Here is a 15,991-nt window from a genome sequence, read left to right on the forward strand (position 1 = left end):
TATGTTCGCTTTTATCCTGAAAGCAAACACAAATTGCAAAAGGCAGGTCTTCTGGCTCGTCTTATTTTCAGCGCCTTCCCGTTCCGTCCCGATAGCTATCGGGAATAGGAACAGTGGCAAAGGTGATACTGAAAACTCTTGATAAGACTTACAGCTTCAGGAAAAGCTCCGGATTTACACCGGATTCCCTTTTAACCCCGCAAGCATGCGGGGACCAAAATGCTCGGCAAACTTACATTAAAAAACAATGGACTCGCAAGTGGAGAGTTTAGGGGGTGTAGCTGTGAAGTTTGGTTACAAAGTCTATCAAGGCATGGTCTACAACAGCCTCTTGTAGTATCCCATTTTTATAAGTGTATTTGCTTTTTCGGTTGGTTTGAGGTTCAGAAACCCAATAGGTGTGAGCAGCGGATTTTTCCAACAATTTGATAACGCAGTCTGCTTCAGAATAAATTCTTTGGTGCTCTGTGCTCGGTTCTTGAAAATAAAGTCGGGTGGTGGCAAAGTGGAGTTCTCCGGGGATTTGAAATGATTTGCCATCCTGCATTACGCGGTAATGATCACCCGTCCATTTGGTGTGGGAGGTACTGTAGATTTCATCATTTTTTTTGATCGTAACACGAGATTCTATCAGTCTTTGATTATCGTAATGGGCAAGCTGATGATAAGAAACCGTGTAGGTGAAACCAAGTTTTACGGTGGCTTTTGAACTTACTTCTACTGTGGTAATTCCATTGTTTACTTTTTGAGTTACCGTTTGATTTCCTACTTCAAAACCTTTTAGTGAGATGATGTACTTGGCAGTTTGCCCAATAGTGTAAAAGGGAAGTAGGATAGAAATTGCTAGAATTATGAATGTCCTCATATCAGCTTTTGTTTTGCAAGAGTTTTGTGTGCATCGTGGTAGGCTTTTTTACCAAATTCAATCATCTCTTTGGCACGGTAAAACTCAAAAGTAGCACAACTGGATCGTGGAATATTTACCACTAAATCTGGTTTGTAATGCTTGATGATCATCTCAGTTAATCGATCTTGAGTGTGGTCATACGAAGTTTGTAAAAGGTCGATTAACGAATAGTTGGGTGGATGATTTTCCTGATCTTTTTTGTGGAATGGCCAAGAAATAGGTATCCAGTTTTTTTGTGTTTCATCTTGAGGTTTTGGGGAGCTTTTTATTGGAGAGCTGTCTTTAGAATTGATATTGACAGCGACTACCAAGTCGCCTTCATTTTTGCTTACCAAATCTATCGGTAACGGATTTAGAACACCACCATCTACAAGCATGTTTTTTCCTTCAATCACTGGTGTGAAAATCCCTGGAATGGCAATGGAAGCTCTCAATGCACTGAAGAGGTTTCCTTTGTTAATGTGTACCTCCGTCATTGTGCCGATGTCGGTAGAAACTGCTGTAAAAGGTATTGGAAGATCCTCGATATTTAGTGGCCCAGTCATATCCAAAATGGTGCTGAACACTTTCTCTCCTTTTACAAAACCCTGTCGGGTAAAGGTAAAGTCGGTAAGGCTAAAAACAGATGAGCGGGTGAGTGTGAGTAGCCATTCCTTGTAAGGCTGTAAATGGCCAGCGCAAAATATTCCACCAACCACGGCTCCCATTGAGCAGCCCACTACTTCTACTATTTCATGGCCGTCATTAATGAGTTCTTCTATTACACCTATATGTGCAATTCCACGGGCTCCACCGCTACCAAGTACAAGCCTTACTTTGGCCATTTTAATTTGAGGTTTTGGCTAAAGTACAAATCACTGGGTTTTGGAAAACTCCAAAATATCTCCAGGCTGACAATCCAACTCTTTACACAAGGCTTCAAGGGTCGAAAATCGAACAGCTTTTGCCTTTCCTGTTTTTAAAATAGAAAGGTTGGCTTCAGTAATTCCAATGCGCTCGGCTAAATCCTTTGACCGAATTTTTCGCTTGGCCATCATTACATCAAGGTTTATAATTATAGCCATTACACGGTAAGTTCGTTTTCCTTTTTCATTTGCAATCCTTCATTGAAGGCAATTGCTATGGCATATATTAAAAAGCCAACTGTAATAGAGTCAAAGTTAGTATTATCTACCCACCGGTAAGTTAGGCTGTCAGGTAGTTTGTACACTGAGGTGATGGCTATTAGATTTATGAATTTTATGAATGAGAAAATGACTGGCGTAAGAATAAGTAGCCATGCCATTTGCTTTAACCTTATGATGTTTTTACTGCGAAAAGCCTTATTGTTTTTCACGTCATCTACCAGGTTTATAATGATTTGAAGAACCCAAAGTATAAAGCCGAATTTGAGGATTAAGGTAATGGCGCTGATGATTTGCAGAGAATAGGTAGATGGTACTTGCGCAGAAATATGTTCTACCGTAAGCGTTATTCCTTCAAAGGAGTTTAGAACATCGTCAAGAGATTTTTGAAGTTGTTCATCCGCGATTCCTATTGAGGGCGAGGTGATAATCATAGGCTCGCCTTTCATAGATAAAATCATGGCACAAGCCACAATTCCGATGGCCACCGTGACCCATTTTGCGAAGTACAAGATGCCGCTTATGATTTTGAGCTTATTCATGCTTAAAAGAAATTTATTATTGATAAACAATAATAAAACAAAATCTGTAAGCCACAAAGTAAAACGGAAAATAATTATTGAAAAACAATAATTAGGTTATTTCCTTATCCACTCCAGTGCTTCCTCTTTATCGCTAAACTCAAAAGACTTTTCATCAATGGCGGGAATTAGTTTGTACTCGGCTGTTGCCAAAAATCGAAGCCAGTCTTTGTCTGTCACCAAAGCTATTTTGTCTACTTTGCTGAAATAGGTTTTTAGCTTGCCGATGGCAAATTTTAGGCTGTGCCACACCACTTCCCAATCGGTACCTTCATAGCGGGGTATTTCCACATAAAGTTTAATATTTCCGGGAGACTCCATTTTGGGGATAAGTTCCTGCATCATATTTATAAATGCAGCCTCGCTCACTCTTCCATCTACTTCAAAACCTAAAATATCAGGTTCTACAAATTGAATTTTCTTAATCATGGTTATTGTTTTTAGAGGTAACAAGAGTATTGGGTTTGAGTTCGTTGAAGTGGTTTGAAAAAATAAACCCCCAAGGAAATAAATCCTTGAGGGTTGGTCATTGTTTGGTTTATGTTTTGATTTACTTCAGTTCAAGCTGTCTAGCCATTTTGCCTCCCATAAATTTCCGCATTTCAAATCGGCTTTTTAATTCCTTCTGACGACCTTCGTCTTTGGGGTCAAACACTTGGGCAACGATTTTGTCAAATTTCTCATCCATACCGTCCATATCGCCATACTTGTTTACGGCAATCAGTATCATAATATCCCAATCATCTTCATTGCTAGGCATGCCTTCCAGAAGTATAAAATCTGCAATTAGGCCTTCTTCTTTGGCTTTATTCATTACCTGCATGTAGTTTTTTGCGAGATACTTTTTGTAGTCATCGGCCATGCCAGGCTTGGTACGGATGTATTCTACCGACCAAATTTTACCTTCTTTTAGCTCTTTCTCACCCGATGATTTTTGAGCACTCAGTGAAGGTGCTACTAACATAAATGATAGGATTGCCAGCATCATACTGGCGCGTTTGATTGATTTCATAGCTCTATTAATTTTAAAGATTAAAAATTAGCAGAGAGCTCGGTTGGTTCATGGTTTGGTTTGTGCCAAATGATACATAGTTGACCAAACTATATTGTAGCAGAAGGCAATTTGGTTTGACTTTAAGGTTTCCTAAAGATGCGATTTTTTAATTTGTGACTGAGTAGTTAAGCATTTGTTCCTACTTTTCAATGGTTATCAACACCTGTTATTTTCATGGTTTAAGTTCCTAACTTTCAACTTTGCACGTGAAAACTTTAAACCTTTAGCAGTCAGTGTTTTTAATATTTGATACCGAAACAACCGGACTTCCTTTACGCGATGACGCGCCATTAACGGACTTTGAAAATTGGCCAAGAGCCGTTCAAATTGCGTGGCAGCTGCATGATGATGATGGAAGCTTGATTGAGGTAAAGGATTATGTAATTAGACCTGATGGTTTTGATATACCCTTTAATGCGGCCAAGATTCACGGCATTACCACCGAGGTTGCAGAGCATTATGGTGTGCCTTTGGAGCAGGCCATGGCTGAGTTTTCTGAAGCCGTAAAAAAATCCAAATATTTAGTAGGTCACAATATCCAGTTTGACATTAATGTGCTGGGTTGTGAATATCTCCGCCTTGAGCAGGATAACCTATTTGAAGGAATGGGGAGCATTGACACGGGTGAAGAAACTAAAAATTACTGCAAGCTTCCTGGTGGCAGAGGTGGTGGTTTTAAAATGCCAAAACTGGAGGAACTTCACACCATACTTTTTGGTGAAGGGTTTGCCGAGGCACACAATGCTGCTGCCGATGTTGAAGCTACTTCCCGTGCTTTCCTGGAAGCCGTGAGAATTGGGATTTATACCGATGAACGACTAGACTGGAAACCTGAAAACCGCGAAGCCTTTAATCGGGTAAACCCGGATACGGTGCAGCCGATTGGTTTGAAGGTAGAATCCTTCAAAGAATTAGCGCGAAAGCTAGCCGAAAAAAGCGCTAGTGATAGGCAGAATGAAGAGAAGATTGAGCTTAGTGCCGATACTTCTTTCGTGCATTTGCATGTGCATACGCAGTTTTCCATTCTTCAGGCTACTTGCGATATTCCAGGCTTGGTGAATAAAGCCAAAAGTTTGGGAATGCCAGCTGTGGCGATGACCGATCATGCCAACTTATACGGAGCATTTCACTTTGTGCAAACGGCTTTGGCTAATGATATTAAGCCGATTGTTGGTTGCGAATTTTATGTAAATAGAAACCATAAAGACAAGACGGTAAAAGACAATGGTTTTCAGGTTTTGTTTTTGGCAAAAAATAAAGCGGGTTATCACAATCTCGCTAAGCTTTCATCCTGTGCTTTTGTGGACGGATTCTACTACGTGCCACGAATTGACAAAGAGCTGATTCTTCAATATAAAGACGACTTGATTGTAACCACCGGGAATACCTATGGTGAGGTTCCAAGTTTGATTTTGAACGTTGGTGAAAAACAAGCCGAAGAAGCTTTTGTATGGTACCATGAAAATTTTGGCGAAGACTTTTATGTAGAACTTCTTGACCACGGCCTGGATGAGGAGAAGGTGGTAAATGAAACTTTGCTGAAGTTTGCTCGCAAGTATGGTGTAAAATATTTCGGTTCCAATAATGTGTATTATTTGGGTAAAGAAGATGCCAATGCGCATGACATTTTACTTTGCGTAAAAGAAGGCGAATACCAGAGCACACCAAAGGGCAGAGGTCGTGGTTTCCGTTTTGGTTTCCCAAATGATGAATTCTATTTCAAGGATACGGAGGCGATGAAGGATATTTTTAAAGATACTCCTGAAGCCATTCTTACTACTCTTGAAATTGCTGATAAAATTGAAAGTTATACGCTGGCGCGGGATGTACTGTTGCCGGCTTTTGATATTCCTGAAAGATTTATTGACCCAGCCGATGAAGAGGATGGAGGCAAACGTGGGGAGAACGCCTACTTGCGCCATCTTACTTATGTAGGTGCCGAAAAGCGCTATGGCGAAATTACGGAAGAGATAAAGCAAAGGCTCGATTTTGAGCTTGAAACTATTGCCAATACCGGTTACCCGGGATACTTCCTTATCGTTCAGGATTTTACCACCGAAGCCCGAAATATGGGCGTAAGTGTAGGGCCTGGTCGTGGTTCGGCAGCGGGGTCGGCAGTAGCCTATTGTATCGGGATCACCAATGTTGACCCGATTGCATACGATCTCCTGTTTGAGCGTTTTCTTAATCCGGATCGTGTATCTCTTCCCGATATTGATATTGACTTTGATGATGAAGGACGCCCAAGAATTATTGACTGGGTAGTAAAAAAATATGGCTCCAATCAAGTAGCGCAGATTATTACTTATGGTAGCATGGCTGCCAAATCTGCGATTCGCGATACGGGACGTGTGCTGCAATTACCACTTTCGGAAACCGATAAAATTGCGAAGCTCGTACCTGACACCAAGCTATCTAAACTATTTAGCTGGAGCGATAAGGAAATGAGCCAAAACCTAAATGGTGATTTATACCAATTAGGAAAGCAGCTTCGCGACTTGGCTGAAACCAATGGGCCGGAAGCTCAGGTGATTAACCAGGCCCGAATTTTGGAAGGCTCGGTGCGAAACACTGGTATTCACGCTTGTGGTGTAATTATTACGCCTGACGATATTACCAAGTTTGTGCCTGTTTCTTTGGCAAAGGATTCTGATTTATACGTTACACAGTTTGATAACTCGGTGGTAGAATCAGCAGGAATGCTGAAGATGGACTTCCTTGGTTTGAAAACGCTGACCATTATTAAGGATGCGATTGCGATAATCAAGCAGCGCCATGATGTTCATATCGATCCGGATGAAATTCCGCTTGACGATGAGAAGACATTTGAATTATATCAGCGTGGTGAAACCAACGGTACTTTTCAGTTTGAAAGTGCCGGGATGCAGAAGCACCTCAAGGCGCTAAAACCTGACAAGTTTGCTGACCTTATTGCGATGAACGCCCTTTATCGTCCAGGTCCGATTGAATACATTCCAAATTTTATTGCCCGTAAAAATGGCCAGGAGGAAATAGCCTATGACCTTCCCGAGATGGAAGAGTACCTGGCCGAAACCTATGGTATTACCGTGTATCAGGAGCAAGTGATGCTTTTGTCGCAAAGCTTGGCTGGCTTTACCAAAGGTGAGGCTGACGTTTTGCGTAAAGCGATGGGTAAGAAGCAGAAGGCCGTTCTGGATAAGATGAAGCCCAAGTTTATTGAGCAGGGAAGTGAACGTGGTCATGATGCTACCATTCTGGAAAAAGTGTGGAAAGACTGGGAGGCGTTTGCGGCTTATGCCTTTAACAAATCGCACTCTACCTGCTATTCTGTAGTGGCTTTTCATACAGGATATTTAAAGGCAAATTATCCTGCAGAGTACATGGCATCAGTGCTTACGCACAATATGAGCGACATAAAGAAGGTGACCTTTTTTATGGAAGAGTGTAAGCGAATGGGGATTCCTGTTTTGGGGCCGGATGTGAATGAGTCACAGTTCAAATTCGCGGTAAACGCAAAAGGGGAAATACGATTTGGCCTTGGTGGAATGAAAGGTGTGGGTGAAAATGCCGTAATGGCAATTGTAAATGAACGCCAGGAAAACGGTCCTTATCAGAATATTTTTGATATGCTAAAGCGCATTGACTTGCGTGCTGTAAATAAAAAGACGTTAGAAAACCTGGCTTTGGGTGGTGCATTTGATTTATATGAAGGCAGCAACCGGGCGGTGTATTTTTATGCAAATGGAGATGAAAAGACTTTTCTCGAAAGAGCGATAAAATATGCGCAAAACTATAAGGCAGCTGAAGATTCTTCACAAGTATCCCTTTTTGGTGGAAGTGCCGAGGTAGACCTGCCGGAGCCTGAAATTCCGCAGGTAGAGGAGTGGCCGAGGTTGATGCGCCTGAATAAGGAGAAGGATGTAAATGGAATTTACCTGAGCAGTCATCCCTTGGATGATTTTAAGTTTGAGATGAAGTTTTTGTGTACTCATGAACTCACTGCTCTCAATACTCCGGCAGGCATTGCTGACTATACTGTTGCAGGTATTATTACTGAAGCTCGTCATTTGATGAGTAAGCAGGGTAAGCCCTTTGGTTTCTTCACTATCGAAGATTACTCTGGGAACTATGAATACCGATTATTTGGTGATGAGTACCTCAAAGTGAAGCCCTTTATGGAAAGTAATATGATGGTGATGATTAGTGGCTATGTAAAGCGATACACACCATGGCAGGGTGCTGAAGAAAGAATTGAGGCAAAAATTAAGGAGATAAAACTGCTGCCCGATGTGATGGAAAGTGAGAGTAAATCAGTGGCTATAAAAATACCTTTACCAAATGTGACGCCTCAAAATATAGATGACCTCAATGACTTAGTTGATAGATATAGAGGCAATAAAAGATTGAGTTTGCTGATCTTTGACCCCGAAAAACCAAAGGTAAATGTGAGGATGCCCAGTAGAGGAGGTGGGATTCTGATTAACAAAGATTTGCTGGATGAATTATCTTCGCGTGATTATATGAAGATTGCTCTAAATAAGTAAAACTGCCAGCTTGTCCGAAACATTGCTAAAGTCATGCAGATGACGGCTGTGGAGCATTTATTGTATTAGTTTTGTAAATGATTTTAAATTTTAAATAAGAACACGAATTATGGCTGTAGAAATAACAGATGCTAACTTTGACGAATTAGTACTTCAATCAGATAAACCAGTATTGGTAGATTTTTGGGCAGAATGGTGTGGACCATGTAGAATGGTAGGGCCGATTGTAGAAGAACTAGCTACTGAGTACGAAGGAAAAGCCGTAGTGGGAAAAGTAAACGTAGACAACAATCAAGAGATTGCTGGTAAATTCGGTATTCGCAACATTCCTACTTTGTTGGTTTTCAAAGGAGGAGAAGTAGTAGATAAGCAAGTAGGTGTAGTGCCTAAAAACGTATTGGCTGGTAAGATTGACGCGCACATGGCGTAATATTTTTGGCCTTATAATATACCCCTCATCATACTTTGGTGAGGGGTTTTTTTATTTCGAACCAACTTTTTAGTGTTAAATTGCGTTTGTGATACAAATGCGCATTTATAGATGAAGCTTAAATCACTCTTCTTTTCTATCGTTATTCTCCACGTTTTTGCACTTGGGGTAGCTTGGGTTTTAGTGTCAAATCCTGTTGATGAAAAAACTCAAAGTAATTATAAGGATTTTGGTAATGATGCGCTGCTGGTTTCTTTGCCTTCCTCAAACTTGGCTTATCCGGTTCTTACCCTTTTCGGTAAATCATATATCAAGGGTGAGCACCCTAATTTAATGAGCGAGATAAAGATGGATTCAATAGACTACTCTGGTTGGAATCCTGCTTTTTATCAACCTTCTTATCAAAGAAGTTTTATAGATGTATACTCGCTCGAGGGCTTGAGTATGTGGAAGCCTTAAGGTTGCATCTCTTTTACTACAATCCTTTTCCTTTTCTTTGTCTCTATGAAAGAAGAAACTCTGGATTTACAGCATTACCGCGATTTTGAAAACCTCGAATTTTTTGCCCGTCAAGTGGTAGAAGGTTTTATTACAGGTTTGCACAAAAGTCCCTTTCATGGTTTTTCGGTAGAATTTTCTGAGCATCGTGTTTACAATCCTGGTGAAAGCACCAAAAACATCGATTGGAAACTTTATGGGCGTACCGATCGCCTGTATACCAAACGTTATGAGGAAGAGACAAACTTAAGGTGCCGTATAATTATTGATGGCTCTGCGAGCATGTTTTACCCAGAAGGAGGCATGAGCGATGTTGAAAAGCCAAATAAGTTCTTGTTTGCTTCTATTGCCTCATTGGCACTCATCAACCTGTTAAAACGCCAAAGAGATGCTGTAGGTTTGAGTATGTTTGGCGATGTTGAGGTTCATACCGAAGCACGGTCTACATATCAGCATCATAAAATGATCACTACCGAGATGTATAAAGCTTTGGCTGGTTACAAACGTGGTGAGCATGAAAAGCAGAGTATGGCCAAAACGTTGCATCAGGTAGCACAAAAAGTACACAAACGTTCCCTCATCATTCTGTTTTCTGATCTTTTTGAAATGATGGAAGATGAAGATTCCATCTTTGATGCGCTCCAACACTTGAAGTATAATAAGCATGAGTTGGTTCTTTTTTGGACTACAGATAAGCGTACTGAGGTGGACTTTGATTTCGGTGAAAAGCCTTACCGATTTGTAGATATGGAAAGCGGTGATACTTTAAAGCTGAACCCTTCGGAAGTAAAACAAAAGTACTTGGAGGAGATGGATGCTTTTAAAGAGCGTTTGCAACTAAAATGTATGCAATATCAGATTGACATGGTGGAAGTGGATGTGGCTAAGGGCTATCATGCTGTTTTACAAGCATATTTATTGAAGAGAAAACGTATGCGCTAATTGGCGTAAAGGCTTGTCAAGAGTGAGGTAGAACAAGTTTTTGAAATTTTTTTCATCATTTTTTTGAAAACGTTTGGAGGGTTTAAATTTTGGCATATATTTGCGCTCCCGTTACGAAAGCGGGGTAGTTCTAAAGAAATGGTCTGGTAGTTCAGTTGGTTAGAATACATGCCTGTCACGCATGGGGTCGCGGGTTCGAGTCCCGTCCAGACCGCTAAAATCTCACTTAGAGGTTATAAAGAAAGGGATTGCTGCAAAGCGATCCCTTTTTGGTTATAGCCATCTCTTATTTTGAAAGGTCCGTTTTTTCGGCCTGTTTTTGTCAGTTTTTCGGACGAAAGTAGGACGAGCGAATTTTAAAAAACGGACGAATGCAAAAAATTAAGTATTTCATTAGGCCTAGGTATGATATAAATGCTGATGGCTTTACTCTGGTAGAACTCAATCTGAGGATTGATGGACTGGAAACAAGGATTTCCCTTGAGTATTATCTACAATTAAAATATTGGGACAGAAAGAAGCGGGTGATGGTGGCCAAAAAAGGGCTTACTAAAACTGAGGCTCTGCAAATAAACCTTGAGTTACAGGGCTATATTGATAGATGTGCTGAAATTGTGAGAAATGCCCGGATGAATGGGGAGTTTCTAAGCTTGCAATCTTTTGAGAGTAAACTGTGGTATACTGGAAAGCCTCTCAATCTTATTGAATTTACTGAGAACTGGATAGAGGAAAACCCAGACAATAATGCTAGTAGCAGCCTGAAAACTTATAGTAAGCTGATAGGTGTGTGGAAGGATGCTTTTGGCAATACTGTAGGACTGGGTGACATACCTGATATAAGGCCTAAAATTGAAAAGGCTATGCTGAAAAGAAAGCACAGCCTGAATACCCGCAAAAAAAACCACAGTAAAACCAAAAGCATGATAAAACGTGCTATAAAGGCTGGATACCCCATAACTAACCCCTACACTGAGCCCATTGGTGGTATAAAGGGCAACCGGAACTTCTTAAACCCAGATGAACTGAGGTTGGCTATAAAGATTTACAAAAGGGATTACCTGCCTGATCATTTGCAGAAGACCTTGAAGGTGTTTTTGTTTGCCTGCTTTACTGGTTGCAGGATAAGTGACATGCAGGAGCTGAGGAAAAATAACATAGTAGGAGATAGCCTGCAATATATTGCTGTAAAAACCAGAAGATACCAAAAGAGGGTAGAGGTGCCATTGCCTGAGGTGGCCAGAGCTCTTATTGATAAGCCCATTGTGAGTGGACCACTATTTGACATGAGATGTGAGGCTACTATAAATAAGAACCTGAAGGCTATTTTTAAAATACTGAAGATAAACAAGAGCATAAGCTACCACTGTGCCAGGCACACTTTTGGCACTTTGTATATCTATTTGGGGGGTGAGGTAACTAACCTAAAGGAAATGATGGCTCATAGCAAAATAGATACTACTATGGTATATGTGGGTATGGCCAAGAGGCTCACCATTAATGAAAAGAGGCTATTTGATGAAGAATTTGCCAGTGATATGAAAGTGATACTGAAAGGGAAGGGGGAGATTATGGAAGCGGTATGACCTATATGGTGGTGGTTTTCAACAAATACTGTGGAAAAGATTACAACAAATAGACATTGTATTACAATGTATTAAGTAATAATACTTGTAATTTAGAGCCTTGTTAAACCGGTCTTATATCTCAATCTTATCATTATGGAAAAACAGTCAAAAATTAAAAGTATGCGTATGAACACTAGCCTAATAAATAAAGTAGAGCAGATGGCTAAGGAACAGAATAGGAATTTTACCAATATGGTAGAGACTCTCTTGATGAAGGCAGTCTCAGAATAGCATTAAAAAAAGGGTACTGTAGTGAGTACCCTTTGTTTTAATCGGAAGAGCAACTCGAGGTTTGCTCTAATGTTTCACTCTAAAACATGATATCATGACTAGAGTTAAAGTAACCACTCGCACAGTGAGAGTCCCAGTAAGGATTAAAATCACTAGAAGAGTGACAGTAACTACCAAAAGAATAAGGTAGTACAATCAAGGCTGGAAGTTAGCGCTTCCGGCCTTTTTAATTTTTGGCAAATGTATGTTTGAAGTATGAGTTAACCAAGAACTATTCCACTTAAGGAAGGTACCTAAAATTAGAAATCTTATTTTAGATAAGCAAACCAACCCAAAAAGATACACCCTAAGCCACTTGTAGGCGATACTACAGAATTATATACTTGACTGCCCTTTTATTATTGGCAACATTTGTTGCGGTATTGGTGATTTATGTGAACCAATTTATCCAAGTGCTATGTGCAATTTTGCTCTTGACTCACATAGTGCAATGGCAAATCCAAAACAGATCTGCACTTGCTAATAATAAACCCAGGGTGGAGGGATACCGTAAGGTCCCCGCATATCATTGGCCATGCCACTGTGTGAGTCACACCCTGGGCCATTATTAATTCATAAATATGTGTTATGACTCACACAGAATCAATTAAAGTAAGCCCTGTACAAAAGGCTTTATTCACTGAATTGAAGCAACTGACCATCAGTGCTGAAACCCTCACCCTACTGAGCTTGCTGGAAGCTATGGAACCCGGGCAAATTGCCAAGAGCTTAACCTTTCACTTATGTGAAGTGGCCAACAGGTATGATGATGTACCCGGAAACCAGTTTAGCAACAAGGAAGTAGTATACTTTATGAGGCTGCAACAGTTTCTTATGAGCTGGCAAGAGGACATGGACCAAGAAGAGTACATGAGTAAAAGTGCCTAAAATGTAATAGCCCCTTAATTGGGGCTATTTTTATTACATCAAATCATATTGTAGCTTTTCAAGAATCTTTACTCGAGCATTCAATTCATAAAGTTTGTTTATCCTTTCTGCTTTCTTCTCACCTAGAATTTCGGTATTATTCAGCTTAACAGCTGTACCCGTAGCACATACCATTATCATTCCTTTTAAAGACCCTAGCTCGGAATAATCAATATCCGTAGCTATAATGGCATTCCCACCAGCATCCAATGTTTGTTTGATTAATTGTGCAAAGCATATATTTTCACCTGCTTTTAACTTTTTGTTGTATCTGCCAGATTGTGCCCCAAAAAAATCTGTAAAGGAGGATGTGAATTCTGAAATTACACCAGTACCTGTGGTAGACTGACCTGTTACCAATTTTATCACTGTGTAATCCCATTTGAATGGGGTATGAGCAGAGATTATTGGTACTGCGTTCATTTGTTTAAATAGTTCTTCACTAGTAGATTTAAGCTCCTTATCAAATTTTGATTTATAGGTTGAATACAATTCTTTACCACATTTGGTACAGTATCCATCAGCTTTTGAATCATGGTACTCATTGATGAGATTGATTTTAGCAGGGCTAAGCAGTTTTGTGCTGGACATTAAGCCTGAGGACAACTCTATATTACAATTGGGGCAACTTGTTAGCTCACTCATATTTTTGGTTTTGTTTAATGAGGAAACTAAGAAACAAAAAAGCCCCCAAAGTGAGGGCTTTATATATTATTATGCTATCTGAGCAATAACTCCACTTCTACAGGCTTATTCACTGAATAGGTGATTCTAGCTTCTTGCCAAATGAATGATTGTTTTTTGAATATAATCTTATCTAAGCTGGATGGCAGGGATAAGATGTGATAAAATGTATAGGTGCTTTGGAGGGGGAGTGTGTCTAAATATTGTTTCCAGGCTACATACTTGTGCAGTAGGCTCTTGATGTTGGTGGGGTCTAATGTGATATCAATAAATCCATCAGTATACCGGGCAATGGGCGTGCGGGTATTGATGCCTGTGGTGAGGGGCTGATATATGCCAAAATACAAGGTACTTAGTTCTCTATTTCTGGCTGAATCATTATGTACAAATCCCTCTTCCATAGTCTCTAGAGTGGTGATGGATGGCCCAGGGTAGTTTAGTGGATTTACCTCTGTAGGAAACTGAACAGATGCAGGGAGTGGGTGAAGGGTTATTTTCTGCTCTTCAAATTTAATATCAGAAGGGTCTGCAGATAGCACTGACCACTCATTATCATTGTTGTATAAAAGCAACTTAGCATATTCAGTGGGTAGGTCTGGATTATCTTCATCATACAGATCATATTTATAAAGCTGGGGCAGATCTGGCTGTGAAAATTCTTTGGTGCCTGATGAAAAAGGGGCTTTACTGAGGTCAAAATAGGATTGACTTTGGCTTAGGTTCTCTTTTATATTGAAATAAATTACTTTTTCTATTGGGTTTACATCCATACCAATGCCTCTTTGGAGTATTGCATCCAGAAACCTACCAAATGTAATGGCTGGTACTAGCTGATTGAGGTCTGTGGGGTCAAAATAGTTGACTAATTTATTTAGACCATCGGTATATTCAAATTCAAGATCTACTTCTGCCATATTTACTCCAGGATCAGTAGGGTGCTGCACTCTGAATGTGAGGGTATCTCCTACAATATTGTAGGTGTTAAACTCCCATTCAGCTGTAATGGAAACCATATTGGTATTGGGTATAGCTACTGCATCAACATTACTTTTTGTGGCTGACTTGAACTGAGTACCATTTTTAAATATCCTCATATCAACTGCAGGAATATTGGCTGCATAGTAGGTGAACCGGAATAACACCCTAAGGATACCTTGGTGTGGTATGGTGTAATGATTAGAAAGGATACTTACATCTGATGTGCTGGCATGCTGAATATCAATATCAGCTCCCGGGCTAAAATCATAAATCATATCTGTGGTTCTGCTGGCGACTTCAAAATATTGATTTCCGGATGCATCTATAGTGACATTGAAGCCTGTAATGGTGGCTTTGGTACTAGAGTTTGGAGAGGTGCCTTCTATGGCGAAGTATAATCTATAATTGAGATCATGCTGCTGAATGACAAAATCGGTATTGATAGTGAGTCTTCCATCAGGTTCTGTAGAAACTGTACTTTCCAATAAGGGGGTGAATACTGAAGCTGAAGTTTCTTTATATACTACTAACTTGATACCCGATACTGCACCAGTGGCATGTGTGAAGTCTAGGGAGGCTTCTATACTGTGCTTGCCATGAGTTTTTATAGTGTAATAATTGGTAGCTACATTAAAATGATATGTGCTATCGGTATCAATAAGATTGATGTGCTGGCTAACACCATTTAGTGTATACTGCCAGGTAGTATTATTTGAAGCTGAGCCCAATACCAATGTTTCTGGTGGGGAAATGAAATCTAAGGATTTATTGCTGTGGATAAACATTCTCCTTACTGATTCATCTCTCACAAAATCTCCGTCTATTCTATATCCTATACTGTGTACACACATCCTAAGTATACTGAGTAATGAAGGTTGTGGAACTACTGTATATTTATTTTTTGCCCTACCATCTGTACCAATATAGTTTTGCTGAGGGCCACCAAAATTTTCATTGAGCAAACCAAAAAAATCTGGTTTGGTTCTATCTGCAATAAGGCTTTCGGGATCGTCATAAAAATTGTAGGCTACCAAACCGGGAAACCAAATATCAGTTTGTGGCCACACTTTGTCTAAACTGTTCTGCCATTGGTCTGCCCATGAGCCAGATAGTGGCCAGCTGAACTCTGTGAGCTTTTTGTCATAAATATCAATGCTGTATTCATTGATGTATAAGTGACCTACATATACATCTGGCTCATAGGATGAAAGGTAAAATGTAGCTGTGTAGCTTTTTTTTCCTAGTACTACTGTGGCTGTATATTCTTTTTTGGTAAGCTTTACCTGCCTGTTTTGAGCATGCCCTAAAACTGCCCTAAGCTCTGGGGTGGCATGGAAACCTGTGTTATACGCTATGTCATTTGTAGTAGCTTTTTTTTTGAAGTAGCTATTAGTGAATAACAGTTCCATATTTGTAGTCTCTACAGGGTAGGCCCTAGTATTTTC

14 protein-coding genes, 1 tRNA gene and 1 riboswitch are annotated in these 15,991 nt (G+C 40.1%); of the genes, 7 read left to right on the top strand and 8 right to left on the bottom strand.

The features are described from left to right. Nucleotides 1-24: 24 nt before the first annotated feature. A riboswitch (cobalamin riboswitch) is annotated at nt 25-229 on the bottom strand. Nucleotides 230-268: 39 nt separating this feature from the next. From OWEHO_RS15695 to OWEHO_RS15720, 6 genes are all read right to left on the bottom strand, one after another. Next, nucleotides 269-865: a DUF6134 family protein gene (locus OWEHO_RS15695; RefSeq protein WP_014203475.1), complete on the bottom strand. Its 597-nt coding sequence runs from the start codon at nt 863-865 to the stop codon at nt 269-271. Beyond that, nucleotides 862-1,731, bottom strand: a complete 870-nt coding sequence (locus OWEHO_RS15700; protein WP_014203476.1) for a patatin-like phospholipase family protein — start codon at nt 1,729-1,731, stop codon at nt 862-864. The genes OWEHO_RS15695 and OWEHO_RS15700 overlap by 4 nt, the downstream gene beginning before the upstream one ends. Nucleotides 1,732-1,761: 30 nt before the next feature. Then, complete coding sequence (locus OWEHO_RS15705) at nt 1,762-1,971, bottom strand: helix-turn-helix domain-containing protein (RefSeq protein WP_014203477.1); 210 nt, start codon at nt 1,969-1,971, stop codon at nt 1,762-1,764. Then, a complete protein-coding gene (locus tag OWEHO_RS15710) occupies nt 1,971-2,573 on the bottom strand; it encodes a DUF2975 domain-containing protein (protein WP_014203478.1) in 603 nt (200 codons plus the stop codon). The genes OWEHO_RS15705 and OWEHO_RS15710 overlap by 1 nt, the downstream gene beginning before the upstream one ends. A 96-nt stretch (nt 2,574-2,669) precedes the next feature. Beyond that, nucleotides 2,670-3,041, bottom strand: coding sequence for a SpoIIAA family protein (locus OWEHO_RS15715; RefSeq protein ID WP_014203479.1), 372 nt, complete (start codon nt 3,039-3,041; stop codon nt 2,670-2,672). 121 nt (nt 3,042-3,162) lie between these two features. Continuing rightward, entirely contained in the window at nt 3,163-3,624 is a 462-nt protein-coding gene (locus OWEHO_RS15720; RefSeq protein ID WP_014203480.1) for a hypothetical protein, read from the bottom strand. Nucleotides 3,625-3,899: 275 nt separating this feature from the next. Here OWEHO_RS15720 and dnaE point away from each other — a divergent pair, with 275 nt between their 5' ends. The 7 genes from dnaE (at nt 3,900) to OWEHO_RS15755 (ending at nt 12,845) form a co-directional block, all read left to right on the top strand. Next, nucleotides 3,900-8,192, top strand: a complete 4,293-nt coding sequence (dnaE, locus tag OWEHO_RS15725; RefSeq protein ID WP_014203481.1) for a DNA polymerase III subunit alpha — start codon at nt 3,900-3,902, stop codon at nt 8,190-8,192. Nucleotides 8,193-8,301: 109 nt separating this feature from the next. Continuing rightward, nucleotides 8,302-8,622 carry a thioredoxin gene (gene trxA / locus OWEHO_RS15730; RefSeq protein ID WP_014203482.1) on the top strand — a complete coding sequence of 107 codons (321 nt, stop codon included), beginning with the start codon at nt 8,302-8,304 and terminating at the stop codon, nt 8,620-8,622. 111 nt (nt 8,623-8,733) lie between these two features. Continuing rightward, nucleotides 8,734-9,081 carry a hypothetical protein gene (locus tag OWEHO_RS15735; protein ID WP_014203483.1) on the top strand — a complete coding sequence of 116 codons (348 nt, stop codon included), beginning with the start codon at nt 8,734-8,736 and terminating at the stop codon, nt 9,079-9,081. 45 nt (nt 9,082-9,126) lie between these two features. After that, nucleotides 9,127-10,062, top strand: coding sequence for a DUF58 domain-containing protein (locus OWEHO_RS15740; RefSeq protein ID WP_014203484.1), 936 nt, complete (start codon nt 9,127-9,129; stop codon nt 10,060-10,062). 140 nt (nt 10,063-10,202) lie between these two features. After that, a tRNA-Asp gene (locus OWEHO_RS15745) sits at nt 10,203-10,276 on the top strand. A 157-nt stretch (nt 10,277-10,433) separates the two neighbouring features. Beyond that, nucleotides 10,434-11,645 (top strand): site-specific integrase, encoded by a 1,212-nt coding sequence (locus tag OWEHO_RS15750; RefSeq protein ID WP_014203485.1) that lies wholly within the window; start codon nt 10,434-10,436, stop codon nt 11,643-11,645. A gap of 900 nt (nt 11,646-12,545) precedes the next feature. Further along, nucleotides 12,546-12,845 carry a hypothetical protein gene (locus OWEHO_RS15755; RefSeq protein ID WP_014203487.1) on the top strand — a complete coding sequence of 100 codons (300 nt, stop codon included), beginning with the start codon at nt 12,546-12,548 and terminating at the stop codon, nt 12,843-12,845. 33 nt (nt 12,846-12,878) lie between these two features. Here the strand turns inward: OWEHO_RS15755 and OWEHO_RS18075 are convergent, their stop codons facing one another. Both OWEHO_RS18075 and OWEHO_RS15765 read right to left on the bottom strand, forming a co-directional pair. Then, nucleotides 12,879-13,529, bottom strand: coding sequence for a heavy metal-binding domain-containing protein (locus OWEHO_RS18075; protein WP_014203488.1), 651 nt, complete (start codon nt 13,527-13,529; stop codon nt 12,879-12,881). Between the two features lie 74 nt (nt 13,530-13,603). Next, nucleotides 13,604-15,955: a hypothetical protein gene (locus OWEHO_RS15765; RefSeq protein ID WP_143764640.1), complete on the bottom strand. Its 2,352-nt coding sequence runs from the start codon at nt 15,953-15,955 to the stop codon at nt 13,604-13,606. Between the last annotated feature and the right edge of the window lie 36 nt (nt 15,956-15,991).

Origin of the sequence: Owenweeksia hongkongensis DSM 17368 (assembly GCF_000236705.1) — a bacterium.
GTDB classification, from domain to species: domain Bacteria; phylum Bacteroidota; class Bacteroidia; order Flavobacteriales; family Schleiferiaceae; genus Owenweeksia; species Owenweeksia hongkongensis.